25 protein-coding genes and 2 pseudogenes are annotated in these 24,831 nt (G+C 70.5%); 10 read left to right on the top strand and 17 right to left on the bottom strand.

Annotated elements, in window-relative coordinates:
• Positions 1–161: 161 nt before the first annotated feature.
• Positions 162–989 carry an RDD family protein gene (locus JJ683_RS19105; protein ID WP_242474615.1) on the bottom strand — a complete coding sequence of 276 codons (828 nt, stop codon included), beginning with the start codon at positions 987–989 and terminating at the stop codon, positions 162–164.
• A 122-nt stretch (positions 990–1,111) separates the two neighbouring features.
• The gene (locus tag JJ683_RS10940; protein ID WP_200174043.1) at positions 1,112–2,521 is read right to left on the bottom strand and encodes an MFS transporter; all 1,410 of its coding nucleotides are present in this window, start codon (positions 2,519–2,521) and stop codon (positions 1,112–1,114) included.
• Between the two features lie 83 nt (positions 2,522–2,604).
• Between JJ683_RS10940 and JJ683_RS10935 the strand changes: the two genes are divergently transcribed.
• The gene (locus JJ683_RS10935; RefSeq protein WP_200174041.1) at positions 2,605–3,174 is read left to right on the top strand and encodes a gluconokinase; all 570 of its coding nucleotides are present in this window, start codon (positions 2,605–2,607) and stop codon (positions 3,172–3,174) included.
• 161 nt (positions 3,175–3,335) lie between these two features.
• On the opposite strand, the gene JJ683_RS10930 is transcribed toward JJ683_RS10935, so the two are convergent.
• Positions 3,336–3,656, bottom strand: a complete 321-nt coding sequence (locus tag JJ683_RS10930) for a hypothetical protein (RefSeq protein ID WP_200174039.1) — start codon at positions 3,654–3,656, stop codon at positions 3,336–3,338.
• A gap of 180 nt (positions 3,657–3,836) precedes the next feature.
• Between JJ683_RS10930 and JJ683_RS10925 the strand changes: the two genes are divergently transcribed.
• Positions 3,837–4,547: an exonuclease domain-containing protein gene (locus tag JJ683_RS10925; RefSeq protein ID WP_200174037.1), complete on the top strand. Its 711-nt coding sequence runs from the start codon at positions 3,837–3,839 to the stop codon at positions 4,545–4,547.
• A 189-nt stretch (positions 4,548–4,736) separates the two neighbouring features.
• On the top strand, positions 4,737–5,378 hold the full coding sequence (locus JJ683_RS10920) for an LGFP repeat-containing protein (RefSeq protein WP_200174035.1): 642 nt from the start codon (positions 4,737–4,739) through the stop codon (positions 5,376–5,378).
• Positions 5,379–5,486: 108 nt separating this feature from the next.
• Here the strand turns inward: JJ683_RS10920 and JJ683_RS10915 are convergent, their stop codons facing one another.
• The 5 genes and pseudogenes from JJ683_RS10915 to JJ683_RS10895 all read right to left on the bottom strand — a co-directional run bounded on the left by JJ683_RS10915 (position 5,487) and on the right by JJ683_RS10895 (position 10,719).
• Positions 5,487–6,164 carry a TetR/AcrR family transcriptional regulator gene (locus JJ683_RS10915; RefSeq protein WP_372435284.1) on the bottom strand — a complete coding sequence of 226 codons (678 nt, stop codon included), beginning with the start codon at positions 6,162–6,164 and terminating at the stop codon, positions 5,487–5,489.
• 37 nt (positions 6,165–6,201) lie between these two features.
• On the bottom strand, positions 6,202–7,392 hold the full coding sequence (locus tag JJ683_RS10910) for an acyl-CoA dehydrogenase family protein (protein ID WP_242474614.1): 1,191 nt from the start codon (positions 7,390–7,392) through the stop codon (positions 6,202–6,204).
• Positions 7,389–9,127, bottom strand: a pseudogene (locus tag JJ683_RS10905) (class I adenylate-forming enzyme family protein). Before JJ683_RS10905 ends, JJ683_RS10910 begins: the two are co-directional and overlap by 4 nt.
• A gap of 15 nt (positions 9,128–9,142) precedes the next feature.
• Positions 9,143–9,901, bottom strand: coding sequence for an SDR family NAD(P)-dependent oxidoreductase (locus JJ683_RS10900; RefSeq protein WP_200174031.1), 759 nt, complete (start codon positions 9,899–9,901; stop codon positions 9,143–9,145).
• On the bottom strand, positions 9,901–10,719 hold the full coding sequence (locus JJ683_RS10895) for an enoyl-CoA hydratase/isomerase family protein (protein WP_200174029.1): 819 nt from the start codon (positions 10,717–10,719) through the stop codon (positions 9,901–9,903). Before JJ683_RS10895 ends, JJ683_RS10900 begins: the two co-directional genes overlap by 1 nt.
• Positions 10,720–10,883: 164 nt before the next feature.
• Here JJ683_RS10895 and JJ683_RS10890 point away from each other — a divergent pair, with 164 nt between their 5' ends.
• The 5 genes from JJ683_RS10890 (at position 10,884) to JJ683_RS10865 (ending at position 14,816) form a co-directional block, all read left to right on the top strand.
• Positions 10,884–11,858, top strand: a complete 975-nt coding sequence (locus tag JJ683_RS10890) for a pseudouridine synthase (RefSeq protein WP_200174027.1) — start codon at positions 10,884–10,886, stop codon at positions 11,856–11,858.
• A 390-nt stretch (positions 11,859–12,248) separates the two neighbouring features.
• A complete protein-coding gene (locus tag JJ683_RS10880; protein WP_200174023.1) occupies positions 12,249–12,551 on the top strand; it encodes a hypothetical protein in 303 nt (100 codons plus the stop codon).
• Positions 12,539–13,066, top strand: coding sequence for a hypothetical protein (locus JJ683_RS10875; protein WP_200174021.1), 528 nt, complete (start codon positions 12,539–12,541; stop codon positions 13,064–13,066). Before JJ683_RS10880 ends, JJ683_RS10875 begins: the two co-directional genes overlap by 13 nt.
• A 32-nt stretch (positions 13,067–13,098) precedes the next feature.
• A complete protein-coding gene (locus tag JJ683_RS10870) occupies positions 13,099–14,262 on the top strand; it encodes an acyl-CoA dehydrogenase family protein (RefSeq protein ID WP_200174019.1) in 1,164 nt (387 codons plus the stop codon).
• Between the two features lie 110 nt (positions 14,263–14,372).
• Positions 14,373–14,816, top strand: a complete 444-nt coding sequence (locus JJ683_RS10865; RefSeq protein WP_200174017.1) for a nucleotidyl cyclase domain-containing protein — start codon at positions 14,373–14,375, stop codon at positions 14,814–14,816.
• Positions 14,817–15,253: 437 nt separating this feature from the next.
• Here the strand turns inward: JJ683_RS10865 and JJ683_RS10860 are convergent, their stop codons facing one another.
• The 3 genes from JJ683_RS10860 to JJ683_RS10850 form a co-directional block, all read right to left on the bottom strand.
• Positions 15,254–16,261 carry a DUF4190 domain-containing protein gene (locus JJ683_RS10860; RefSeq protein WP_200174015.1) on the bottom strand — a complete coding sequence of 336 codons (1,008 nt, stop codon included), beginning with the start codon at positions 16,259–16,261 and terminating at the stop codon, positions 15,254–15,256.
• A 175-nt stretch (positions 16,262–16,436) separates the two neighbouring features.
• Positions 16,437–17,321 (bottom strand): universal stress protein, encoded by an 885-nt coding sequence (locus JJ683_RS10855; RefSeq protein ID WP_200174012.1) that lies wholly within the window; start codon positions 17,319–17,321, stop codon positions 16,437–16,439.
• 107 nt (positions 17,322–17,428) lie between these two features.
• Positions 17,429–18,208, bottom strand: a complete 780-nt coding sequence (locus JJ683_RS10850; RefSeq protein WP_200174010.1) for an MOSC domain-containing protein — start codon at positions 18,206–18,208, stop codon at positions 17,429–17,431.
• A 159-nt stretch (positions 18,209–18,367) separates the two neighbouring features.
• On the opposite strand from JJ683_RS10850, the pseudogene JJ683_RS19815 reads away from it, so the two are divergent.
• Positions 18,368–18,568 (top strand): annotated as a pseudogene (locus tag JJ683_RS19815) (DUF7144 family membrane protein); the annotation flags it as partial.
• Positions 18,569–18,714: 146 nt separating this feature from the next.
• Here JJ683_RS19815 and JJ683_RS10840 read toward each other — a convergent pair.
• The 5 genes from JJ683_RS10840 to fdxA all read right to left on the bottom strand — a co-directional run bounded on the left by JJ683_RS10840 (position 18,715) and on the right by fdxA (position 23,084).
• Entirely contained in the window at positions 18,715–19,344 is a 630-nt protein-coding gene (locus JJ683_RS10840) for an MBL fold metallo-hydrolase (protein ID WP_200174006.1), read from the bottom strand.
• Positions 19,341–20,426, bottom strand: coding sequence for an S-(hydroxymethyl)mycothiol dehydrogenase (locus JJ683_RS10835; protein WP_200174003.1), 1,086 nt, complete (start codon positions 20,424–20,426; stop codon positions 19,341–19,343). Before JJ683_RS10835 ends, JJ683_RS10840 begins: the two co-directional genes overlap by 4 nt.
• Positions 20,427–20,570: 144 nt before the next feature.
• A complete protein-coding gene (locus JJ683_RS10830) occupies positions 20,571–21,227 on the bottom strand; it encodes a TetR/AcrR family transcriptional regulator (RefSeq protein ID WP_200174001.1) in 657 nt (218 codons plus the stop codon).
• Positions 21,228–21,368: 141 nt separating this feature from the next.
• The gene (locus JJ683_RS10825; protein WP_200174061.1) at positions 21,369–22,607 is read right to left on the bottom strand and encodes an acyl-CoA dehydrogenase family protein; all 1,239 of its coding nucleotides are present in this window, start codon (positions 22,605–22,607) and stop codon (positions 21,369–21,371) included.
• 129 nt (positions 22,608–22,736) lie between these two features.
• Complete coding sequence (gene fdxA, locus JJ683_RS10820) at positions 22,737–23,084, bottom strand: ferredoxin (RefSeq protein ID WP_200173999.1); 348 nt, start codon at positions 23,082–23,084, stop codon at positions 22,737–22,739.
• Positions 23,085–23,181: 97 nt separating this feature from the next.
• On the opposite strand from fdxA, the gene JJ683_RS10815 reads away from it, so the two are divergent.
• Positions 23,182–23,883 (top strand): helix-turn-helix transcriptional regulator, encoded by a 702-nt coding sequence (locus JJ683_RS10815; protein ID WP_200173997.1) that lies wholly within the window; start codon positions 23,182–23,184, stop codon positions 23,881–23,883.
• Positions 23,884–23,889: 6 nt separating this feature from the next.
• On the opposite strand, the gene JJ683_RS10810 is transcribed toward JJ683_RS10815, so the two are convergent.
• Complete coding sequence (locus tag JJ683_RS10810) at positions 23,890–24,828, bottom strand: aldose 1-epimerase family protein (protein ID WP_200173995.1); 939 nt, start codon at positions 24,826–24,828, stop codon at positions 23,890–23,892.
• Positions 24,829–24,831 lie beyond the last annotated feature (3 nt).

Genomic DNA, 24,831 nt, shown 5'->3' with positions numbered 1-24,831 from the left:
GGCAATTGCGGGCGCGACGCGATGTGGCCTTCGAACTTCGAGCGCGACGACGAGGTGACGCCCGAACTTCGAACGCGACGCAGAGGTGCCGCCCCCGAACACGGCCGAGGCGCGGCCCGGAAAACCCGGACCGCGCCTCGACACGCTGAGCTGAGTGCCGGCTACTGCGTGGTGACCACCCGCGTGCCGCCGGCCATCTCGTCGTGCTTTCCCTGTTTGGTGGGGCTGCCGTTGATCGTCACCGCGATGACGATGACGATGACGAGCATGGCGATGTCGATGATCCAACTGATGATCGCGCCGACGAAGGGGATGATGCCGATGATCATCCCGATCGACCCGAGCACCACATAGCCATTGCGGCGCAGCGACTCCTGCGTGGTCGGATTTCCGCCGGACGCCCCCACCACCCTCAGGTGCAGGAGCTGCTTGCCCAGGGTCTGGCCCTTCGTCGTCTCGAACCACACGAAGTAGGCCGTCCACGCGAAGGCGAAGACGATCGCGATGATAGAGGAGACCACCCAGTAGCCGATGCCCGGGGAAGTGTTGTCGAGCAACGCCTGTCCCACGCCGAATGCGGCACCGACGATCATCTGGACGATGAGCATCGGGATGCCGATGATCAGGCTGTCGATGATGCGAGCCCCGAACCGCGGCGCCAGGCCGCCCGGTGCACCGCCGCCGCTCATCTGGTTGGCGCCCGTGGGATAACCCTGATAGCCGCCGGCCGGCGGGGGCGGCGGATACGCGTTGCCGTAGCCGGACGGCGCCCCGTAGTCAGGGGAACCGTAGGGCTGGGATCCGTAGTCCGACGAGCCGTAGCCGGGGGCGCCGTAGTCCGGGGCGCCTTGCCCCGGGGCGCCGTACTCCGGAGAGCCGTATGGCGCGGCACCGTACTGGCCGCCGCCGTACTGGCCGCCGCCCGCACCGCCCGGGTCGCGCGTCTCCTCGTCGCCGTCAGACCGCTGGTCGCCGGGTCCTGTCGTCATCGGCAGCATCCTTCCGCAATGTGTCCCTCAGCACAGGGAGTTGTTGAGGACACTACCGGCAGCGCGGGGACGATGCCACGGAAGACACGCCTCGCCGCCACTGGCACTGACGCTGGCGCTTCTCACCCGCGCGGCGGCGACTCCCGTAACGTCCGCGAGCAGACGACGCCCAGCAGCAGCGCCGCCCCGAGCCCGGTCATCACCATGCCGACACGGTGGAACCCGGCGTCGTCGATGGCGCCGCCCATGCAGATCTCGATGATGACGGCCGCGATGTTGGCCGCGATGTACTGCAGCGTCCGGTACATCCCGAGCGCCACCCCCACCTCCTCCGTGGTGGTGACGGCGTTGACGATGTTCTGGTTGCCGATGTTGTTGAACGAGTTCGGTACGCCGAGGATCATGGCGATGCCGACGATGGCGACGATGGTGACCGTCGAATCCGCCACCGTCGCCAGCAGCGCACCGCCGACGACGAGGCCCACGGTGCCGATCAACAGCGCAGGCCGCGGTCCGTGATTCGAGTACACGCGGGTGGCCGTCACGGTGGAGGCGATGCTCACGAGCGCCAGTGGCAGCATGATCAGTCCCGCGTGGCCCGCGTCCATGCCTCTCCCGCCCTGCAGCCACTGCGGCAGCCCGAAGTACACCAGGTAAAAGGCGGTGTAGGTGACGGTGGTGCGGCCGAGCGTCATCGCCAGCGGACGGTTGCGGAGCAACGCGCGCACGTCGATGAACGGCTCGGGCGCCCGCAGCTCCCGCCACACCAGCAGCACTCCCGACACCAGCGCCACCGGCAGGAACGCCCACTGGGGCCGCTCCGCCAGCGACAGCAGGAACACCATCGTCGTGGTGATGCAGATGAGGAACAGTGCCGTGCCGGGCAGGTCCATGCGGCGCAGTACGACGCGCGTCCCGGTGTGCTCGCGCGGTGCGTCCGCCGGGGCGACGCGCAGCACCCACAGGCCGGTCAGGGCGGCCATCGGCAGGTTGACCCACATGATCGCCTGCCAGCCGAAGACGGTCGTGAGCAGCCCGCCCAGCGTGGGGCCCAGCGCCACCATCGACTGCGAGCACACGGTGAGCACAGCGAGCGCCGTCCGTGTCTCCGCACTCTTCTCCGCCGCCACCCGCCGCACGATCATCATGGCGGTGGGGTACTGCGTGGCGGTGCCGACACCGAGCAGCGCCCGGGCCACGATCAGCCAGGTCAGCGAGGGGGCCAGCGCGCCGAACACCGACGACGCGGCGATGATCGCCAGCCCTGCCAGATACATCCTCCGCGGGCCGAACAGCCCGCCCAGCCTGCCCGCCGCCGGCGAGACCACCGCGGTGGCGATGTACATCCCGGAGATCACCCAGGCGGTGCCCTCGAACGTGCCGAAGTCGTGGGCGATGGCGATGACGGCGACCGCGATCATCGACGAGTTGAGCGGCTGCAACATCGAACCGGTGCCGAGCCCCATCGACAGGGGCAAGGGCACCCGCGTGCGTTTCGGCGTTGCGGTGGCGCGCGAATCGATCCGCTTCATCACCCTCCCAGGGCACCGATGCTGCGCAGGGCCGACGCTCCGCGGCGTGCGCGTTCCGCCCCGCGCGTGCCACGATCTCCACTATGACCCACGGCTCCGGCAGCAGCGACCCCGCCCCACGATGGCCGGCGTCCCGCACGCTGATCGTCATGGGCGTGTCGGGTTCGGGGAAGACGACCGTGGCCAGGTTGCTGGCGGAGCGCCTGGGCCGGCCGATGCTCGAGGGCGACGACCTGCATTCGGACGAGGCGGTGACGAAGATGGGTTCGGGTCACGCGCTCACCGACGCCGACCGGTGGCCGTGGTTGCGACGGATCCGTGCGTGGATCCTCGCGTCCGGCGCCGACGGCGCGCCCGGCGTGGTGGCGTGCTCGGCGCTGCGACGGTCCTATCGGGACCTGTTGTGCGGGGCGCACGGCGACACCGAGCCGGGGGAGGCTCCTGTGCTCTTCGTCCACCTGCACGTCGGCCGTGCGGAGCTGCACAGGCGGCTCGAGGCGCGCGAGGGCCACTACATGAAGGCCCCGATGCTCGACTCGCAGCTCGCCACGCTCGAACCGCCGTCCGCGGACGAGCCCGCGATCACCGTCGACGCCACCGGCGGCCCCGGGCATATCGTCGACGGGATACTCCGGCGGCTCCACGCGCAGTGACGGCGCGGGCAGAGTCCCTCCGCGAGCCGGTCATCGGCCCACCTGCGAGCCGGTCCACCTCCCGCGAGCCGGCCCTCGGCAAAGCACAGGTGAATCTCCACGCGCGGTGCAGACCTGCATGCGCGGTGCAGACTTGCCCACGCAGGCTCCGGGAGTGCCGCTCACCACCCGGGCACCGGAGGTTTGACCCACATGATCCGTTCTTCGGGGTGGGTTCGCGCCGCTTCATCGCGCCGCGGATTGCGCTCCGCCCATTCCTGCTTGCGTTCCAGCAGCTCCACCGTCGCGTCCCACGTGGCGCGCGAGCTCGGCGGGTGCACTCCGGCGGCCCGCGCGAAGCGGCGCAGCGTCGCCTCGTCCAGCGCGGCCAGTTCTTCGGCAGCGATGCGCCGATCCCACGCGTACCGCGCCAGCGCCACGGCCTTCTCGTGCCGTCGACGCCGGGCGAGCTCACTGTGCGCGTAGCCGTCCGGATCATCCACGGGACCACACTATCCGCGGGCATCCGCCGCCGTCGCGGATTGCACCGTCTACCTGGGCGTTGTCAGGAGTTGTCGGTGGCGGGGCGCAGGGTGGGGCAAACTGATGTTCGCATCGAGGACGGCTCGCCCGGTGCCGGTCACGGCGCCGGGCGATGCCCCACGGCTCACGGAAGAGGCCCCATGAACACCTGGTCCGACCAGCCCGTCTGCGCGTTCGATCTGGAGACCACGGGCCCCGATCCCCTGTCGGCGCGGATCGTGACGGCCTGTGTCGCCATGCTCTCGCCCGCGCCCCGCTCCGGGTCCGCCCCGGCCCCGTCCCCGGATCCGGTCCGGACGTGGCTGGTCGACCCGGGCATCCCGATCCCGGCGGGCGCCACCGCCGTCCACGGGATCAGCACCGAGGCCGCTCGTGCCGGCGGGGCGGAATACCGTTCCGGGTACACCGAGATCCGCGATGTGCTGCAGCAGGCTTGGGAGGCGGGCGCGGTGGTGGTGGCGTTCAACGCCAGCTTCGACCTCACGCTGATGGATGCCGAGGGCCGCCGCCAGGGATTCCCGCCGCTCGCGCCCGCCCTGGTCGCGGATCCGTACGTGATCGACCGCGAGATGGACCGGTACCGGCGTGGCAAGCGGACCCTCGGTGACGTGTGCCGGCATTACGGTGTGCGGCTGGATAGTTCGCACGAGGCCCAGGCGGACGCCGTCGCCGCCGCGCATCTGCTGGCCGCGCTGGTGGGCAGGTACCCCGACCTGCGCACCCTCGATATCGTCGCCGAGCAGACCCGCTGGCACGCCGAACGTCAGCGGAGCTTCGCCGAGTACCTGGTGCGCAATGGCCGCGACGCCGCCGACGTCAACGGCGAGTGGCCGATCCGCCGCGCCGCCTGACGGCACCGCCGGCGGCCGGCAGTGCCGTGCAGCATCGCGTCCGCGCAGCGACGACCGGCCGGAATCCCGCTCGTACTGAACTATTTCCGTTTCGCTTTTACACTGACCCGCGGACGACGGGTTCGGCCATAGGCCGCGGACGTGCGCCGGTGACCGAAGCCGATGACATCGACACGGAAAGGAAAGCGAATGCACTTCACACACCGCAACTCGAATCTTCTCCGCAAGACCACTCTGACCGTCACGTCCCTCGCGGCAGCGGGCGCGCTCTTCGCCGGCTGCAGCAGCGACACCGTCGACTCGGCGAAGGACGCCGCCGGTGCGGCGAGCGACGCGGCCGGCGACGCGGCCGGTTCCGCCAAGGACGCCGCCGGCGCCGCGGGGGATAAGGCCAAGGACGCCGCAGACAAGGCCATGGGCGCCGACGGCCAGGACGGCGCCGACGACGACGTGGCCGCCGGCGATATGGCCGAGACACAGATCCAGGGCCCGCAGGGCGAGATCACTGTGGTGCAGCCCATTGCGGACAAGTACCAGCAGGTCGGCGGGGTGCAGGGCCACCTCGGCAGCCCGGAGGGCGAGCAGCAGCAGGGCCCCGACGGTGGTTACTTCGTCGACTTCGAGGGCGCGTCGATCTACTGGAGCCCGGAGACGGACGCGCACTTCGTGCAGGGCCGGATCAAGGAGGCCTGGCTCGCCGACGGCGGGGTCGAGGCTCTCGGCTACCCGACGAGCGACGAGCACCCGATCGAAGGCGGGTTGCAGAGCGAGTTCGAAGATGCCCGCATCACGTTCATCGATGATCAGACCGAAGTGATCACGGAGGACTGATCAGATGGCGGCGGGCGGTTCCGCCGGGGCACCGGCGCAGACTGCTCCGCGGAACCGCCCGCCGTGTCCCCGGCGCCCGCCGTCCCAGCCCTGCGCTGGACCGCGTCGCTACCCCAGCAGGTGTGCGTACCGCGGCGCGTGCTCGGGCACGATCAGCCCGCCCAGCAACAGGCGGAGCTGGGCGGCGCAGTAGTCGCCCAGCGACCAGCGGGGCGAGAAGTGCCAGCGCTTGAGCGCCCAGGCGTGCGCGAGCATCATCGCGTCGAAGGTCACCAGGTCCACGTCGACCTCGCCGACGGCGCCGGCCCGGATCGCGCCGGCCAGCGCATCCCGCAGCGGCGCGGCCGTGGAGATCTCGAGCTCCTTGATGCGGGCGCGCCCCGCCGGGGTGAGCGTGCGGCTCTCCCGGTACGTGAGCACCACGGCGTCCAGGTTCTCGTCGACGATCTCCACGTACCGGCGGAACCCGGCGGCGAACCGTTCCACCGGGTCGTCGCCGGCGCCGGCCATGGCGGGCTCGAGCATGTCCTGGAACGCGTCGAGGATGCCGACGATCGTGCCCAGCAGCACGTCTTCCTTGCCGCCGAAGTACTTGTAGATCAGCCCCACGCTGACCTGCGCTTCGTCGGCGAGCGCCTGCATGGACATCTGGTGGAACCCGGTGCGTTGCATCACCCGTACCGCGGCGTCGAGGATCTGCCGGCGCCGCGAGCTCACCCGGACGGCGCGCACTGCCTCATCGACGGCCGCCGGGCCGGTCTCCGTCGTGCGTGCCATCGCCTCCATGCCTCCTTCCGCCGCTCACCGCGTCGCCCGGATCCCCTTACATACCCAGGTCCTTGGCGACGATCGTCTTCATGATCTCGGTGGTGCCACCGTAGATGGTCTGGATGCGGGCATCGACGAACGCCCTGGACACCGGGTGCTCGCGCATGTATCCGTATCCGCCGTGCAGTTGGAGGCAGCGGTCCGCCACGCGCACCTGCAGCTCGGTGGTCCACCATTTGAGCCGCGCCGCCCGCCCTGCGGTGAGCTCGCCGCGCACGTGGGCGGCGATGCAGTCGTCGAGGTAGGTGCGCGCCAGGTCCAGCCCGGTGGCCAGCTCGGCCAGCACGAACCGCGTGTTCTGGAATCGCGCGACCGGCGAGCCGAAGGCGGTGCGCTGCTGCACGTAGTCGAGGGTCTGCTGCAGCACTCCCTCCGCCGCGGCCACGGCCCCGACGGACAGCGACAGCCGCTCCTGCGGCAGGTTGTGCAGGAGCATCCCGAAGCCGTCGCCCTCGTCGCCCAGCCGGTTCGCCACCGGCACCCGCATGTTCTCGAACGTCAGCTCGCTGGTGTCCTGCGCGTGCAGCCCGATCTTCGCCAGGTTGCGGCCCCGCACCAGGCCTGGCGTGTCGCCGTCGACGACGAGCAGGGTGAGCCCGCCGTGGCGGTCTTCGCCGGTGCGCACCGCGACGACGAACAGGTCGCCGTTCTGCCCGTTGGAGATGAACGTCTTGGCTCCGTCCACCACGTACTCGTCGCCGTCGCGCACCGCGCTGGTCCGGATGCCGGCCAGGTCGCTGCCGGCGCCGGGTTCGGTCATCGCGATGCCCAGGATGGTCTCGCCGGTGACGACGCCCGGCAGCCAGCGGGGCTGCTGCGCGTCGTCGGCCTGGTCGGTCAGGTACGGCAGCACCACGTCGTTCTGCAGGGACAGCCCGATGGCGCAGGCGGCCGCGCCCACCCGGGCCACCTCGTCGATGACGATGGCGTTGTAGCGGTAGTCGCGCACGCCCGGGCCGCCGTACGCCTCGGGCACGGAGAGTCCGAGCATGCCCTGTCCGCCTGCCCCGGTGAAGAACTCCCGCGGCAGCGTCCCGGCATCCTCCCATTCGTCCTGGCGGCCGGCCACCGCGTCGCGCACGTATCCGCGGACGGCGGCCCGGAAGTCGCGGTGCTCGTCCGCCTCGCTCAGCCGTGTCGGTGGAATCGACTGCGCCGCAGTCGGATCGATGATCGGGCCCATCATGCGCCGCCGTCTCCGCCGCCGGGCCGGGAGAACAGCCCCTGCGCCATCTCCTCGCGAGCCGTGGCAGTCGCCTTGTAGTGCAGTTTCTTCCCGGTGGCAGAGACCGGAAGCGAATCCACCACGCGGTACGCCCGTGGCCGCTTGAACCGCGAGAGCATCGGGTGCGTGCGGCAGTGCGCGTCCAGCGCGTCGGCTGCCGCGCGCCGGCCGGCCAGGCCCTCCGCGCCGGAGCGCGGGACGATGTAGGCCACCACCAGCTGGCCCCACGTGTCGTCGGGCACGCCCACCACCAGAGCGTCGGCCACGTCCGGATGCTCGCACAGCGCGGCCTCGACGCCCACCGGGTGCACGTTCTCGCCGCCGGAGAGCAGCATGTCGTCGCGGCGGCCGACGATCGTCACGTACTCGCCGGCATCCCAGGTGGCCAGGTCGCCGATGTGCAGCCAGCCGTCGTGGAACTTGGCGGCGTCCTGCTCGGGGTTGGCCGAGTACTGGCCGGCGTTCTTGGGCGAGCGGACGATCACCTCGCCCACCTCCTGCCCGTCGCGCGCCACCGTCTCGTGCGGCATCGCAGGGCGGTCGTCGAACAGCTTGACCACCGCCACGTCGTCGTCGATGCACGCCCTGCCCGCCGTGCCCGCCATCTCGGGCAGGTCCACCGGGCGCAGGAAGGTGTTCCAGAAGCCCTCGGTGCTGCCATAGCCGTTGAAGATCCGCGGATGCAGCACCCGCTGGTACCGCAGGGCCGCCTCGCGGTCCAGCGGGGAACCCATCGTCACGACCCCGCGCAGCGTCGACAGGTCGCGCACCCTCGCCTCCTGCGCATCCGAGAGCATCGCCAGGTTGGTGGGCGCGCCGATGAGGAACGTGAGCCCCCGTGATTCGACGAGGTCCAATACTGCGTCGGCGTCGAAGGCGCGCAACGGCACCACGGAGCTGCCCACGTAGAACGACGGGTTGGGGCCCGCAAGTACAGCCCGCCCCGGTGGAACCACGGCGACATGTTCAGCGTCTTGTCCTCCGGTGCCAGCGGGAACTGCATGATCACGTCGTGCGCGCTGAAGATCTCGATGGCGCTGTTCATCGGCACCCCCTTGGGCATGCCTGTGGTGCCGGAGGTGTACAGCCGCGTCGTCTCCTCCCAGATCGTCCGATCCACCTGCGGCACTGTGCCCATCGACGCGGCGACGTCGTCGAAGCGCAGCACGCGGGCACCGTCGAGCGTGATCGGTTCGCCGGGCCCCACCGCCACGATGGTCTCCGGGACGTGGCCGCTGCGCCGCAGCGCGTCGACCGTCATCGCGGCGTTCTCGGTGTCGTAGAAGAACACGCGCGGACGGTTGCGGGTGAGGATGTAGGAGGTCTCGCCGGAGGCCAGGCGGAAGTTCAGCGGCGAGCCGACGGCGCCGGCCACCTGGGTGGCCAGGTAGAGCTGCGCGAATTCGGCCCCGTTGAACAGCTGGTAGGCGACGACGTCGCCGCGGCCGACGCCCAGCTCGGCCAGGCCCGCCGCCAGCGCGTCGACCGCCCCGCCCAGCTCCCGGTAAGTCCACGTGCGGCCCGACGCGAGATCGTCGATGGCGGACCGGTCCGCGAACCGCCGGACGTTGCGCCGGAACCCGTTGATGTAGGTGAAGGCGTTCTCGAAATAGGTGCGGTAGGCCAGGGCGTCGTATGCCCCGTCCCCCGCCGCCTGCGGCTGTTGCTGTTGCTGTTGCTGTCGCTGAGGTGCCATCGTGCTCGCCTCTTTCTACCCGGCCATGGTGAGGCCGCCGCTGACGCTCAGCGTCTGGCCTGTGATGTAGGAGGTCTCGGACGAGACGAAGAACGTCGCCGCGGCCGCGACCTCCTCCGGCTGCGCGAGCCTGCGGAACGGGATCGCCTTGACCAGCGCGCCCTGCAGCTTCTCCGGCAGCGACCCGAACAGCGGGGTGTCGGTGGGCCCGGGGCACACGCAGTTGACGGTGATGCCGGACCGCGCCATCTCGCGGGCAAGCGATTTGGTGAGTGCGATGACCCCGCCCTTGGCACCCGCATAGATGGTCTCCCCTGCGCTGCCCACACGTCCGGCGTCGCTGGCCAGGTTGACGATGCGGCCGCGGCCGGCCTCGGCCATGGCGGGCAGGAACGCACTGCACATGTTGACCGGGCCCAGGTAGTTGATGGCCGTGACCTTCTGCGCGAACTCCGCGTCCGCCTCCAGGAACGGCGCGATGCGGTCCCAGCCTGCGGCATTGATGAGGATCGTGGGCACGCCCACCTCGGCGAGCACCCTGTCCCGCAGGTCGTCGACCCGGGCGCGGTCGGCGATGTCCACGCCCATCACGGTGATGAGGCGGGGATGGTGTTCGGCCGTCGCGGCGGCCCCGGCTTCGTCCAGGTCCGCGGCCACCACGCGGGTGCCGCCGGCCGCGAGCCGCAGCGCGATGGCGCGGCCGATGCCGGAGCCGGCGCCGGTGACGACGGCGATGTCGGTGCTGTTGCCCGCGGTGCCATTGCTCTCGCTCATCACTTCGTCACCTCCGCATCCGCTGCGGCCGAGGGGAACTGCGGCGCACGCTTCTCCCGCAGCGCGGTATAGCCCTCGACGACGTCGGGTGCCATGAAGCTGAGCATCTCGTAGGCGGCGGACTGGTCGAAGATGGGTCCGGCGTCACGCACCCAGCTGTTCAGCGCGCGCTTGGTCCACCGGATGGCCTTCTGCGAGCCGCTGCCGAGCGCGTCCGCCACCCGAAGCGCCTCGCCCAGCACCTGGTCGCGCGGCAGCGCCTGGGAGACGAGCCCGATCCGCTCGGCCTCCGCGCCGGTGACCATCTCGCCGGTGAGCAGGTAGTACTTGGCCTTGGCCAGGCTCGTCAGCAGCGGCCAGACGATGGCGGCGTGGTCGCCGGCCGCGACGCCGAGCTTGACGTGGCCGTCGCCGATCTTCGCGTCCTCGGCGACGATGGAGATGTCCGCCAGCAGGCCCACCACGGTGCCGGCGCCCACGGCGACGCCGTTGATCGCGGAGACCACCGGCTTGTCGCAGTTGACGATGCCGTAGACCATCTCGCTCATCTCGTCGAGCATGTGCGCGACGGCGTCGTGGTCGCCGGCCATGCGCTCGACCATCGCCAGGTCGCCGCCCGCGGAGAACGCCTTGCCCGCGCCCGTGACCACGACGGCGCGCGTCTTCGGGTCTTTCGCAACGTCGCGCCACACGCGCGCCAGCTCGCCGTGCATCTCCTCGTCGGTGGCGTTGTACTTCTCCGGCCTGTTGAGAGTGATGAGCAGGACGCCGTTGTCCCGTCGCTCGAACGTGAGCTGCTGGTAGTCGGAGTAGTCCATGGTGTCCCTTCCTGGTGCGCTGGTCCCCGACCCGTTACGCGGCCGGAGCGGCATGCGTGAATCACTACTCATTTGAACTGAATGCCCGTTCACTGCCCTTCAGTGAACCCCGTCACACCTGATCCGTCAAGGGGTCGCGGGCTCCCGGCCCCTACGCTGGCCGGGTGTCCCGCCGTCCCCGTTCGCAGCGCCGCCGAGCACCCCTGCCCGTGCGCGACGGGGTGGGCCCCAGCCGGGTGCGGATCCCGCGCGGAATCAGCGAGGGCGCACGCGACGGCTCCGGGGCCACCGCACACCCCACCGTCGCCGCGTACCTGACGGCCCGCTTCCCCGCCGACGCGCAGCGGATCGCGGAGAAGATCGCCGCCGGCGAGGTGGTCGACGCCGACGGCGCGCCGATCACCGCGGGGACGCCGTGCACCCCGGGCGCGGAGGTCTTCTACTACCGCGACCCGCCACGCGAGGAACCGGTGCCGTTCGCGCTGCAGGTCCTGCACCGGGACGCGCGGCTGCTGGTGGCGGACAAGCCGCACTTCCTGGCGTCGATGCCGCGCGGGCGACACATCGCGGAGACGGCGCTGGTGCGGCTGCGGCGCAGCACCGGGATCGACGCCCTGGCCCCGGCGCACCGACTGGACCGACTCACCGCCGGGGTGCTCGTCTTCACCGTGGACCCCGACGCGCGGCGCGCCTACCAGGAACTCTTCGCCGCCGGGGCGGTGCGCAAAACCTACGAGGCGGTGTGCTCGGCGCCGCCGTCCGTCGCCTTGCCGACGGTGCTGCGCAGCCGCATCGTCAAGGAGCGCGGCGTGCACCGCGCCTACGAGATGCCGGGCGCGCCGAACGCCGAGACCGCTGTGGAGCGCGTACCCGGCGGGGAGCGGTTCCGCGTGCGGGTGCGCCCGGCTACGGGCAAGACGCACCAGATCCGGGTGCACCTGGCATCCATCGGTGCCCCGGTCATGTGGGACCCGCTGTACGGCGCGGACCCGAATCCGGGCACGGCGGCCGACGGTGACGCCGTGCCACAGGACTTTTCATGTCCGCTGCAGCTGCTGGCGCGGTCGCTGGAGTTCACCGACCCGTTCACCGGGGCCCGGCGGCGGTTCGTCAGCGAACGCGCGCTGGAGCTGTGGTAGCACCGGTTCCCGCAGTTCCGCCTGCAAAGGAGCGAGCCAACTCAGCTCACACGGTGGACCGCCTCGTCGAGAACACGTCGCACCCATTCTGAACGCGTCGCCCCTGCCCGCCGAGCGGCGTCCTTTACAGCCTCATCGAGGTCGCGGGGCAGCCGGACTCGCAGCAGCGGCGATTCCCCCGCATCCGAGAGCGACGGTCTCCCCCGGCCGACGACCTTCTCCAGGGCATCTTCAACCGCCGAGTCGACATATGCGTCATCGACCACACGGCCTCGACTGTCGCGCAGTTCCTCCTCATCCGGCATGTCCGGTCCGATTCGATACCTCGAGTGCGCATCCATTTCATCGCCTCCGCAGTTCAGTAGGCATGACGCGAATCACTACAACAGCGTGATCGAGGTCCAGTGCCACGATCTCGAGTTCGACACCTCTGTCGTCCTTGCCAATCCATACCAGTCGCGCGTCCGAAGATTCAGTGGCATCAACCTGCTCGGCCTCAACCGAGTCGATCACGTGCATCGCATGGGCCTTCCCGATTCGGTGGCGTCGAGCGGAGCGGTACCACCGGATCTGCCGGTCCATCCTTTTATTGTGGCACAGAACAGCAAGGCGGTCATCCAAATGCGCCTCAGTGATCTCACTATTCGCACTGGTCACGCGCATGTTGTTACCATGCGGCCATGGACGCCCTGACCGATCTGCTGCAGACCTCCACGACGCTGTGGGCGGCAGGGCTGATCGGCATCGTCGTCGGACTGCTCGTGGGCATCCTGCTGGGGCTCGTGCTCGGCGGACGCCGGCGCCGCACCGCCCGGGGCTCGGCGGGCCATGCCAAGCCGGGCGATGCGAACCCGGGTGTCGACATCACGGGGGCGACGGTCCGGTTCATCGACGCGGCCGACACCGCGCACAACACCCTGCTCGCCGTGGACCAGAAGGAGCTGGCGGACACCGAACTCGAGGACGCTCTGCAATCCGGGCAGCCGGCCATGCGGCGGCTGGCCGAGTCGATCATGACGCTCGCGGGCATCCACAACGAGCTGCGCGTGCGGGCCCCCGAGGACGTGCTCGCAGCGGCCGAATCCGTCTTCACCCACGTCACCTACAGCGCCATGGACGGGGTGTCCGACGCGGAGGCCTTCAGCGCCACCTACCAGGACCGCAAGACCGCGCTGGTGAAGGCGGCGCGCGCGGAGGCCCGAGCCTGAGCCGCACCCCGAGGCCGCAGGAGGAGCACAGCATGTCCGAGTATCTGGCAGACCTCGACGACGACGAGCGGTTGCTGGTCGACACCGTGCGCCGGTTCATCGACCGCGACGTCAAGCCCTCCGTGCGCGCGGTGGAGCACGCCGACGAGTACCCCGAGCACTGGATCGACCAGATGAAGGCGCTGGGTGTCTACGGGCTCGCGGTGCCCGAGGAGTACGGCGGCATCCCCGTCTCCATGCCGTGCTACGTGCGGGTCACCGAGGAGCTCGCCCGCGGGTGGATGAGCCTGGCCGGGGCGATGGGCGGGCACACCGTGGTGGCGAAGCTCCTCGGCCTCTTCGGCACCGAGGAGCAGCGCCGCCGCTACCTCCCGCGCATGGCCACGGGCGAGCTGCGCGCGACGATGGCGCTCACCGAGCCGGGCGGCGGATCCGACCTGCAGGCCATGACCACGGTCGCCCGCGCCGAGGGTGACGATCTGGTGATCTCCGGCGCCAAGACGTGGATCTCCAATGCCCGACGCTCCGGGCTCATCGCGCTGTTGTGCAAGACCGACCCGGAGGCGGTGCCGCGGCACACCGGCATCTCGGTGCTGCTCGTCGAGCACGGGCCGGGCCTCACCGTCTCGCGGGAGCTGCCGAAGCTGGGCTACAAAGGCGTCGAGACGTGCGAGTTGACGTTCGACGGGTACTGCACGCCCGCCTCGTCCGTGCTGGGCGGCGAGCCCGGCCGCGGGTTCGGGCAGATGATGAAGGGCCTCGAGACCGGGCGCCTGCAGGTGGCGGCGCGGGCACTCGGGGTGGCGTCCGCCGCGCTCGAGGACGCCCTGGCCTACGCGCAGCAGCGCGAGAGCTTCGGTGTGCCCATCTACAAGCACCAGGCGGTGGGGAACCTCCTGGCCGATATGGCCACCAAGCTCACCGCCGCGCGCCAGCTCACGCGCTTCGCCGCGGAGAAATACGATGCCGGGGAGCGCTGCGACATGGAGGCGGGCATGGCCAAGCTGTTCGCGTCGGAGTCGGCCATGGAGATCGCGCTGTCCGCCGTCCGCGTCCACGGCGGCTACGGGTACTCCACCGAGTACGACGTGGAACGCTACTTCCGCGACGCGCCGCTGATGATCGTCGGCGAGGGCACCAATGAGATCCAACGCAACGTCATCACCGCGCAGCTGGTGGCGCGCGGGGAGCTGTAGGGGGGGTAGCGGTGTCACCGCGCCGCCGACGAGCCCGACGCCCCGGTTGCGCGCGACTATAATCGCAGGTGACGCCCCCTTGCAGCGGGGCACCCTTGGGAGGTGGCCCGATGAGTGCACAGCACCCCGTCTCCGCCCGCCGGTTCCTCGAATGCGTCGAGACGGCACTCGAGCCGCCCGCCCGCGCGCTCGACAGGGTGGGCATCATCCATGTCGCTTGGACCGACGCCAACCGCGACGCCGGCCCCGCCGCGCTGCAGCCGCTCGAGGCGGCCGTCATCGCCCGGCACATGAGGGACGGTGACGTGCTCGGGCGGCTCGGCGAACGCGAATACGCGGTGCTCACCGTCGCGCGGCCGGCCACGATCATCGCACGCGCGGCCGAGCTGGCCTCCGCACTGCAGGGCCGTCCGGGAGTGACGGCCACCGTCGACGTCGCCATCTCCACCGGCGGATACGAACCGGCACGGCTGCTCATCGCCCGCGCCCGGGCGGCCACCCCGCCGGAGGACGACGCGGGGCCGTCCACCGCGCCCATCCCCGTGGCACGGTAGCCGGCCGCGGCCCGTCAACGCTGGGGCGGAATGCTCGCCGGTCCCTCACCTTCGTTCGCCTGCGGCCCGGCCGGGCATGGTGCTCGACTGAATCGTGCCGAACCCGCCATCCGATAGGTGGTGACCATGGCCTCGTCAGACCTGGAAACGTTGCGCAAACGCATCGACTGGCTCGCCGCCGACGTCGAGCGCAAGGTCATCGACTGGCGCGATCACCTGCACGCGCACCCGGAGTTGTCCAACTAGGAGACGCGCATCGCTCCCCCATACGATCCGGCGCGGTAACCACGGAGAACTCGGTGACTACGTGCTCCCCGCAATTGCGGGATTCATCCCGCGCAGAACCTCGGATAACGGCACCGCAATAACCCGCGAATCCCGTGCATTCAGGTTCTCCCCTCAGGACCGCCGCGATTGCGCCAGCCGCCCTGGCCCCCTCACTCCCCCACGTCCGCGTTGCAGGTGGCGACGGCGAAGACGCCCTGCGCGGTGTTCTCGGCGAGCACGTCCCCGCCGTCGCTGAGGATCCGGCAGGTGACGCCCCCGCCGTCGGGGCCCGCCATCACGGACAGGAACGCGCCGAAGAGGTTCGACGCATTCGCGCCCTTCTTCCACGGCGTCTGCACGTCGTTGCTCAGCGATGTTCCTCCGCTGGAGCCGATGTTGTAACTGACGGTCGCCTGGCCGCCGGTCGATTCGGCCTCGTAGGTGACAGGCGTCGTGCCGGTCGCGTTGTTCACGGCCGCGTTGATCACGAGGAAGAGCAATAGAGAGGTGATGATGCCGGCGACGATGGCCAGCGCGGACAGCACGATGCCCGCGATCGAGACGCCGCGGTTGTCCGCGATGCCGCTGCGCACCTTGGACAGTGCGACGATGCCCAGGACGAGGCCGATGATGCCGAGCACGATCCCGCCCGGACCGATGAACGGGATGATCCCGAAGATCAGCGCGACGATGCCGACGATGAGCGCGGCGATACCGAATCCGTTGCGCGGCGGGGCCGCCTGAGGCCCGCCGGGGTACCCGTACTGCCCGTAGCCCGGCGGTGCGGGCGGCGGCGGATACCCTGGCTGCCCCGGCGGCGGATAGCCCTGCCCGCCCTGCTGCGGATACGACTGCCGCCCCTGTCCCGCGTGCGCGGGGCCAACGGGTGGCGGGTACCCGTACCCCTGCCCCGCCGGTGGCGGGTACCCCTGCTGACCGGAGTGCGGCGGAAATCCGCCGCCCGAGGGCGGATAGCCGGCGCTTCCCGGCGGTGGGTATCCGGCGCCGCCGCCCACCGGGCCGCCGCGCCCCTGTGCATCCTCCGGCTGGTCCCCGCCCTGCGGTTGCCCGGGTTGGCCGCCCTGCGGTTGCCCGGGTTGGCCGCGCTGCGGTGGCCCGGGTTGGCCGCCCTGCGGTGGCCCGGATTGCCCTTCCTGCGGATCCTGCTTGTCACTCATCGCCGGCCCTTCCCTCCCACGTCACGGACGGCCGACGCCCCTTCCGGCGCGCCGACCCCATCCCCCCCAAGGATCAAGGGCCCGCCGTCATTTGCAACCGCAGTTACCGAATCGTTACGGCCGCCCGGCCTTTCACAGGTGCACCGGCGTCGGCACCCGACGGAACGCGCCTCTGTCACACCCCGTCGCCTCGCCGCCCGATCAACACCGGGCATGCGGCGTTGCGCAGCACCCGGGCCGCCGTGGCCCCCAATTGAAGTCCCGGCACCCCGCCGCGCCCGCGCGCCCCCAACACCAGCAACTGTGCTATCTCGCCCCACTGGATGAGCACCTCCTGCGGGCTGTCCTGCACCACCACCCGCTGCACTTCGACGTCCGGATAGTCGGCGCCGAATCCGGCCAGCCTCTCGCCCAGAACGGCCTGGGCGATGGATGTCTCGTCGTACCAGCTGGTCACGTCGGCGGCGGAGAACACCGACAGCGGGACGTCGCTCCAGGAGTGCACCGCCACCAGCGGCACCCGCCGCAGCGACGCCTCGATGAACGCGGCCTCCACCGCGGTGGCACCGTTCTCGGATCCGTCCACACCCACGACCACTGCCCGCGCATCCCGGTACAGGTCGCCGTCCATGGCGCGCACCACAACGACCTGGCAGGCCGCCAACCGCACCAGCAGCGAACTCAGGGAGCCCAGCAGACCGCGCGCGACGCCGCCCCGGCCGCTCTCCCCGACCACGATGGTTCCCGCGCCGAGCGCATACTCCAGCATGGTCTTCCCCACCGGACCGGAGGTCACTTCGGCTCCCACCTCGAGGCCGGGTGCCGCCTCGCGAGCCTGTGCGACGGCGGAGTCGGCGACCTCCTGCGCTGGCCGGTCGAGCGAATCGACGACCCTGCTCAGCAGGCGCCCGGTGAACCCCACTCCCAGCGGGGTGGGGATGACGACCACGATCTGCAACGGAACCCCATGCAGCCGCGCGAAATCCGCGGCCCACCGCACCGCGCTTTCGGCATGATCCGAACCGTCCGTCCCGACGATCACGGGCCCGGAGGTCCTCATCGACTGCCCCTTTCACGCGCGCGGTGTGCAGCGTTCGTGCTCCACTGCTTCGACCCTAAAGCCCTTGCACGCTCCCCACTGGCCTTTGCGCACTGCCGTGCCAGGTGCTACCCGTAGACCCGCGCGTCGTCCTCGTGCGCCAGGGCGTCGGCATCGTGCGCCGGGGCCCCGGCGTCGCCTCCGCCGTCGTGCACGCACGCCGCGAGCCGCTTTTCGAGTTTCGCCACCCACCGCGCCGGCAGTACGGCCGCCGCCGCCAACACGTGCTCGATCCCCGCGGAATCACGCTTGTCCACATTCATCACGCGGTTCACCTCGAACGCCGTCACCCCGTGCCGTGCCCGCTCCACCAGCCGCACCGCGTCTCCGGCGCGCACCTCGCCCGATTCCAGCACCGCCAGGTAGAACCCGGTGCGCCCCGACGCCTGCACCCGCACCGGCATCTGTGTGTACCCGTGCGCCAGGCCCAGCTTGTAGCAGGGGCGCCGCGGCGCGGTCACCCGCACCAGCGCGGTGCCGACACGGTATACGTCGCCGGGCCGCACCGACCGCTCGTCCCACGCAGCGTCGCCGGTGCCGGTGACGCGCAAGTTCTCACCCAGCCCCCGGCCGCTGATGTCCCTGCCCAGCTCGCGCTCCCACTCCGGGTAGTGCTCGGCCGGATACACCAGCACCGCCTTCTCTGTGCCGCCGTGGTTCTCGCGGTCGGCCTGGGCGTCGCCGTCGAAGCCGAGCTCCCACAGCGGCACGGCGCCGTCACGCGGGCGCTTGCCCAGCGCCGAGTCCACGGTGCCGCTGCGCCCCACGGTGGCCCGGTCGAGCACGCCGACGGCGCCGGTGCGTACCTGAAGCACCCGCGCCACCACATCCGCGCCTGCCCCGCTCACGTCAGCCCACTCTTGTCGGCCCGCACGCACATATCGGCCTCCCCGTTCCGGAACCGATCACGGCGGTGCTGTGCACGTGGCCGGTCGCCTTATCACCACGTCACGCAGTGTATCGCCGGACCCGACCGGCCCGGCCGGTCGGCACACACCGCATTCGGCGTGATCGCCGCGGACGACCTGATCGTCGTCGGCCAGCAGTACACCTACCAGTGGAACGCCACCGGGTGGGGATGGGTGCACGTCGTCATCGGCGCGCTGGTCATCATCGCCGGCTTCACCCTGATGACGGGCACCACGTGGGCGCGGGTCGTCGCGGTGGTCCTGGCGACGATCGCGATCATCGCCAACTTCCTGTGGCTGCCCTACTACCCGTGGTGGTCGCTGATCCTCATCGCGCTGTACCTTTACGTGATCTGGGGCGGTGGCCAATTGGACGCCGCGCGCGGAATAGCGTCGCAGGCAGCGCGGCATCGTCCCGGGGCCGCAGCGCGGCCCCGGGACGCCCGTCAGTGCCCCCGGTCGATCCATTCCTGCAGGTGCGGGGCCTCGGCGCCGATCGATGTGCCCTCACCGTGCCCGGTGTACACCTGCACCTCGCCGGGGAGTGTGAGCAGCCGCTCGCTGATCGACTGGATGATCGTGGGGAAGTCCGAGTAGGACCGCCCCGTCGCCCCGGGGCCGCCCTGGAACAGCGTGTCGCCGCTGAACAGCGCGGCCTTCGCCGGCTGGTACAGGCACACCGATCCGGGCGAGTGGCCCGGGGTGTGCATGACCTCCAGCGACGTGCCGGCCACGGGGATCCGCTGGCCGTCGTGCAGCGGCTTGTACTCCACGCCCGGGTGGGTCTTGCGCCACAGCACGTCGTCATCGGGGTGCAGCAGAACCGGGGCGCCGAAGCGGCGGGCCAGCTCGGGGGCCACGGTGACGTGGTCGTTGTGCGCGTGCGTGCACAGCACCCCCACCACCTTGCGGTTGCCGACGGCCGAAGCGATGGGGGCCGCGTCGTGCGCGGCGTCGATGATGAGCACCTCGGCGCCGTCGCCCACCAGCCAGATGTTGTTGTCGACGTCCCAGCAGCCGCCGTCCAGGCAGAACTGCCCGGACGTGACCACACGGTCGATGCGCAGCGTGCTCACAGGACCACCACCGATCGCAGAACCTTGCCCTCGTGCACCGCAGCGAAGGCCTCCTCCACGTCGCCGAGCCCGATGCGCTCGGTGACGAACTTCTCCAGCGGCAACCGCCCCTGCAGGTGCAGGTCCACATACCGGGGAAAGTCCCGCTCCGGCAGGCAGTCGCCGTACCAGGCGGATTTGAGCGCGCCGCCGCGGGAGAAGAAGTCCACCAGCGGCATGTCCAGCCGCATCTCCGGGGTGGGCACACCCACCAGCACCACGGTGCCGGCCAGGTCGCGTGCGTAGAAGGCCTGCTCGTAGGTCTCCGGCCGGCCGACCGCCTCGACGACGACGTCCGCCCCGAACCCGCCGGTGAGATCCTGCACGCCCCGCACCACGTCGGCCGACGAGGCGTCGATGGTGTGCGTGGCGCCGAGGTCCTTCGCCCACTGGAGCTTCTTCGCGTCACGGTCGACGGCGATGATCGTCGACGCGCCCGCCAGCCGCGCCCCCATCACCGCAGCGTCGCCGACGCCGCCGCAGCCGATGACGGCCACCGTGTCGCCCAGCGAGACCCCGCCGGTGTTGATCGCGGCGCCCAGCCCGGCCATCACACCGCAGCCCAGCAGGCCCGCCACGGCCGGGTCGGCCTGCGGGTCCACCTTGGTGCACTGGCCCTCGTGCACCAGTGTCTTGTCCGCGAAGGCCCCGATGCCCAGCGCCGGGGCGAGCGCGGTGCCGTCCTCGAGGGTCATGGGCTTCGAGGCGTTGAAGGTGTCGAAGCAGTACCAGGGGCGTCCGCGCTTGCATGCCCGGCACTCGCCGCACACCGCGCGCCAGTTCAGCACGACGAAATCACCGACGGCCACGTGCCCCACGGCGGAACCGACCGTCTCCACGATCCCGGCGGCCTCGTGCCCCAGCAGGAACGGGAACTCGTCGTTGATGCCGCCGTCGCGGTAGGTCACGTCCGTGTGGCAGACGCCGCACGCCTGGACGCGCACCACCACGTCATGCGGCCCCGGGTCGGGGATCGTGATCGGAACGAGCTCGACGGGCGCATCCTTGGCGCGCGCGATGACTCCCTGAACCTGTTGCGACACTGGCGTGGACCTCCAAGACGGGCGGACGGGGCCGGCCACGGGGGTGCCCGGGCCGCTGATCGTCATCGTCTCATCACCGTAGGGCCCGCGCCACGGCCTTGCCACACCCCACGGTGCGGGCTACAGTCCCGCGGCCGGAACTGCTCAGGCGGCACCCTCGTCCTGCTTGTCGCCGAGGCTGAGCACGGCGATCAACAGCGGCACCAGGACGTCCGTCACCTCGCCGATCGGCGCCCGCGGCTCCCCCTTGGCCCAATCGGCGACCACCGCGTTGACCGCGCCGGCATAGGCGACCATGGCCGTGTGATAGCCGCCCAGCGGCGTGCTCCCCTCCGGGAGGAGCTCCCGGCCGACCGTCTCGATCAGCACCGTCCACTCTGCGCGCTGACGCCCGCGCTCGTGGTCCACATTGCGGTTGACCCCCACGGCCTCGGTGAGGGCCAGGCGGGCGCGGCGCGGGTCATCCCCCAGCGCCCGGATGTAGGCGGTGACGCCCGCGACCACGTGCGCCCGTACACCCCCGCCGTCCACCTGGCGCATCGCCTGCGAGACCAGGCTGCGGGCCTCCTCGTTGATGCGCTGGTACAGATCCAGCAGCAGGCCTTCCCGCGAGGTGAATTCCTCGTAGAACTGACGGGTGGAAAGCCCTGCGACGCGGCAGATCTCCGGCACCGACGAGCTCATGTAGCCGACGTCGGAGAAGACGTCGAGCCCCGCCTCCCGAAAGCGTCGTCGTCGGTCCGCCTGACGCACCTCAGGCGGGAGCCCACGATATCGACGCTCGGAAAGACGCTCGGTCATGCCACCAGGTTACGGTACAAAGCGGACAAAGTCAGCACTTAAAGAGACGGACGTCCAACCCAATACGGCGCGGCTCCGTCCGCAACGCCCCGGGCGGACGGAGAGTGTCGGTTCCCGCCCGGGACGCCGCGCCAGGAGTACCTACGCGAGCAGGCCCTTGGCGATGTGCGTCACCTGGATCTCGTTGCTGCCCGCGTAGATCATCAGCGACTTGGCGTCGCGCGCGAGCTGCTCCACCTTGTACTCGCTCATGTAGCCGTTGCCGCCGAAGAGCTGCACGGCCTCCATGGCCACCTCGGTGGCGGCGCGCGAGGAGTACAGCTTCATCGCCGATGCCTCGGCAAGCGTGATCTTGTGGCCGTCGTTGATCCGCTCGATCGCGCTGAACACCATGTTCTGCACGTTGATGCGGGCGATCTCCATTTCCGCCAGCTTGAGCTGGATGAGCTGGAAGCTGCCGATGGGGTTGCCCCACAGCGTCCGATTCTTGGCGTAGTCGACACACAGCGCGTGGCACTCCTCGATGATGCCGAGGCCCAGCGACGCGATGCCCACCCGCTCGGCGACGAAGCTGTCCTTCGCCGATTCCTTGCCCGACTTTTTGGCGGTCTCCTCGCTCTCGCCCAGCAAGCGGTCGGGGGTCAGGCGCACATTGTCGAAGAACAGTTCGCCGGTGGGCGAGGAGTTCATGCCCATCTTCTTCATCGGCTTGGACTGCGTCAGCCCCTCCATGCCCGCGTCGAGCACGAACGTGAGCACCTTGCGGTCGCGCGGGTCGACGTCCTCCTCTGCGTCTTCCACGAGCTTGGCGAACACGACCATCGTGTCGGCGTACGGACCGTTGGTGATGAACGTCTTCTGACCGCGCAGGATGTAGTCGTCGCCGTCGCGGCGCACTGTCGACTTCATGCCGCCGAAGGCGTCGGAGCCGGAGTCGGGCTCGGTGATCGCCCATGCGCCCACCTTCTCGAAGGTGACGAGCTCCGGCAGCCAGCGCTTCTTCTGCGCCAGGGTGCCGCGACTGCGGATGGTGCCCACCGTCAGCCCCACCGACACGCCCATCGACGCCACCAACCCCAGACTCACCTTGGCCAGCTCGCTGTTGAGGATCATCGACATGCTGCTCGCGCCGCCGTACCCGGAGGACTTGTCGTCGCCGTCCGACTCGGGCAGCGCCTCGCCGGCCTCCTTGGCCAGGGCGCGCTCGAGCGATTCGCGCGCCATGTCCGCCATGCCGAACGTGGAGTAGAGCTTGCGGAGCACGTCGAAGGGCGGCAGCTCGCCGCTCTCGAGCTGGTCGGAGATCGGCTTGATCTCCTTGTCGATGAAGCCGCGCACCGCATCTCGCACCATCAGATCGGTCTCGGACCACTCGTACATCTGCATCCGCTCCGCTCGCCGAGGGCCGGGCGCACAGCGCCCGGCGTGAACACCGTCACTCCGGATTAGAACATGTTCACCCCTGTGCGCGCACCCTGCCGGGCGACGCCGGGGCCCCGGCGGGCCCGCTCACTGCTCGTCGCGCGCCGGGAAGCCCGCAACGAGGGGGGTGTCGACGCCCGTCGGGCCCGTCTTGGCGGCGCCGCCGGGCGAACCCAATGGGGCTTCGCGTCCGGGGAGCGCCTCCTCGAAGAAGCTGCCGTTGTCCGAAACGTAGCCACTCCACTCGTCGGGCACGTCATCCTCGTAGAAGATGGCCTCGACCGGGCACACCGGCTCGCACGCACCGCAATCGACGCACTCGTCCGGGTGGATGTAGAGCGATCGACCCCCCTCGTAGATGCAGTCGACGGGGCACTCTTCGACACAGGCGCGGTCCATCACATCGATGCACGGCTCGGCGATGACGTATGCCATGGGACGTCACTCCTTCCGGGCCGAACCGGACAGCCGACCCGCCGCATATTTTACGGGATACGAACCATCTTTAATAGTTATGGTGCAGAATATACACATGGCTGCTTCATCACGCGCCAGGACTCACTCGGCGCTCGCATCGCCCAGCCGCGTAACGCTGCTCGATCACATCCGCGGCGCCGACGAGCCACTCGATGCGCACCGTCTCGCCGAAGAATGCGATCTGCACGTCACAACCGTGCGGTTTCACCTCGACGCACTCATCGGCGCCGGGCTCATCACCTCGCGCCCCGCACCGAGCAACGGCCGTGGGCGGCCGCGGCTCATCTACTCGCCGGTGGCGCAGGCGCGGCCCGAGGACGAAGACCCGTACATCGAGTTGTCGCGGCTACTGCTCATCGCGCTCGACGCGGAGGACGGCTTCACCGCCACGGAGCGGGCCGAGTTCGCCGGGTACCGATGGGCCGAGCAGAGCCTCAACGGCAGCGGGCCCGACGGCGCCCGAGCAGACCTGCCCACCGCGGCCGGCAAGATCAACGCGCTGTTCACCGAGCTGGGATTCGAAGCCGACTACACGACCGGCGACGACGAAAGCACGGCCGAGATCACGCTGAACGACTGCCCATTCGGCGCAGTGGCCCGGGAGAACCCCGGCATCGTCTGCCGCATCCACATGGGGCTGCTGCGCGGCGCGCTCGACCACCTCGGGGTCGACGGCCACACCGAGGAGATCGAACCGTGGGTCACCCCCACCACGTGCCGCGCCGTCATCCGTGACGGCCGCACCGCCCCCGCATAGGCCGCATCACACCAGCCGCGCTCCCCACACGCTCGTGAACTCCTCGCCCGGTTCCAACCGCACCAGCGCCTCGCCGCTGGCGAAGGCGTTCGGCGGCGCGGTCATCGGCTCGGCGGCCAGGCCGGTGCGCCGCCGCGCGGGCGCGAGCGTGTCACCGCTGAAGAGCTGCCGGTAGCCGAAGCTCCGGTCCGCCCACTGCTCGACGGTGCGGCCGTCGCCCCCGGTCAGCCGCACCCACGACACGCCGCGCCCGTCGCGCCGCAGGTCGGTGAACGGGTCGTCCAGCCGCAGCGCACCGACGATCCGGCCCCCGCGGAAGTCGTAGTCCGTGCATTCTGTGGGCACGGTCCCGGACGGCAACGCCCGCTCCCCGTCGACGAGGATGCGCGTGCCTGCGTCGAACTCGAGCACGCACCGGTCCAGAGTGCCGGCGCCCGCGGACAGGTAGGGGTGCTGGCCGTGTGCATAGGGCAACGCGTCCGCGCCCACGTTGCGGGCGGTGGTCGCCGCCGTCAGGCCGTCGTCGTCCAGCCGGTACTCGATCTCCACGTCGAGCGCGAAGGGGTATCCGGGCGAGGGGTGGACGACCGCGCCCACCGTCACCGCGTCCGCGGCCGCACGGCGCAGCGCGTACGGCCGCCAGCGCAGCAGCCCGTGGATCGCGTTGCCGCGGGCCGGCTCGGTGAGCGCCGTCCGGTGCTCCGCGCCGTCGAAGGTGTAGCGCCCGCCGTCCAGCCTGTTGGGCCACGGGATCAGCGGCGCCCCGTGCGCCCCGTCGCACATCGCGCCCACCGGATAGCTCTCGAGCACCTCGCGCTCGCCGCAGGTGAAGGTGCGGATGCCGCCGCCGACCTCCACGATCACCGCGCGCAGCGCGCCGTGACGGATCTCCCACTGCCGGCCGGACGGCACGAACCGCGGCAGCGCCCCGACGTCATCGGACATCGT

Origin of the sequence: Tomitella cavernea, assembly GCF_016599145.1 — a bacterium.
In the GTDB taxonomy this organism is placed as follows: Bacteria; Actinomycetota; Actinomycetes; order Mycobacteriales; family Mycobacteriaceae; genus Tomitella; species Tomitella cavernae.
This window is presented reverse-complemented; position numbering and strand designations above follow the sequence as displayed.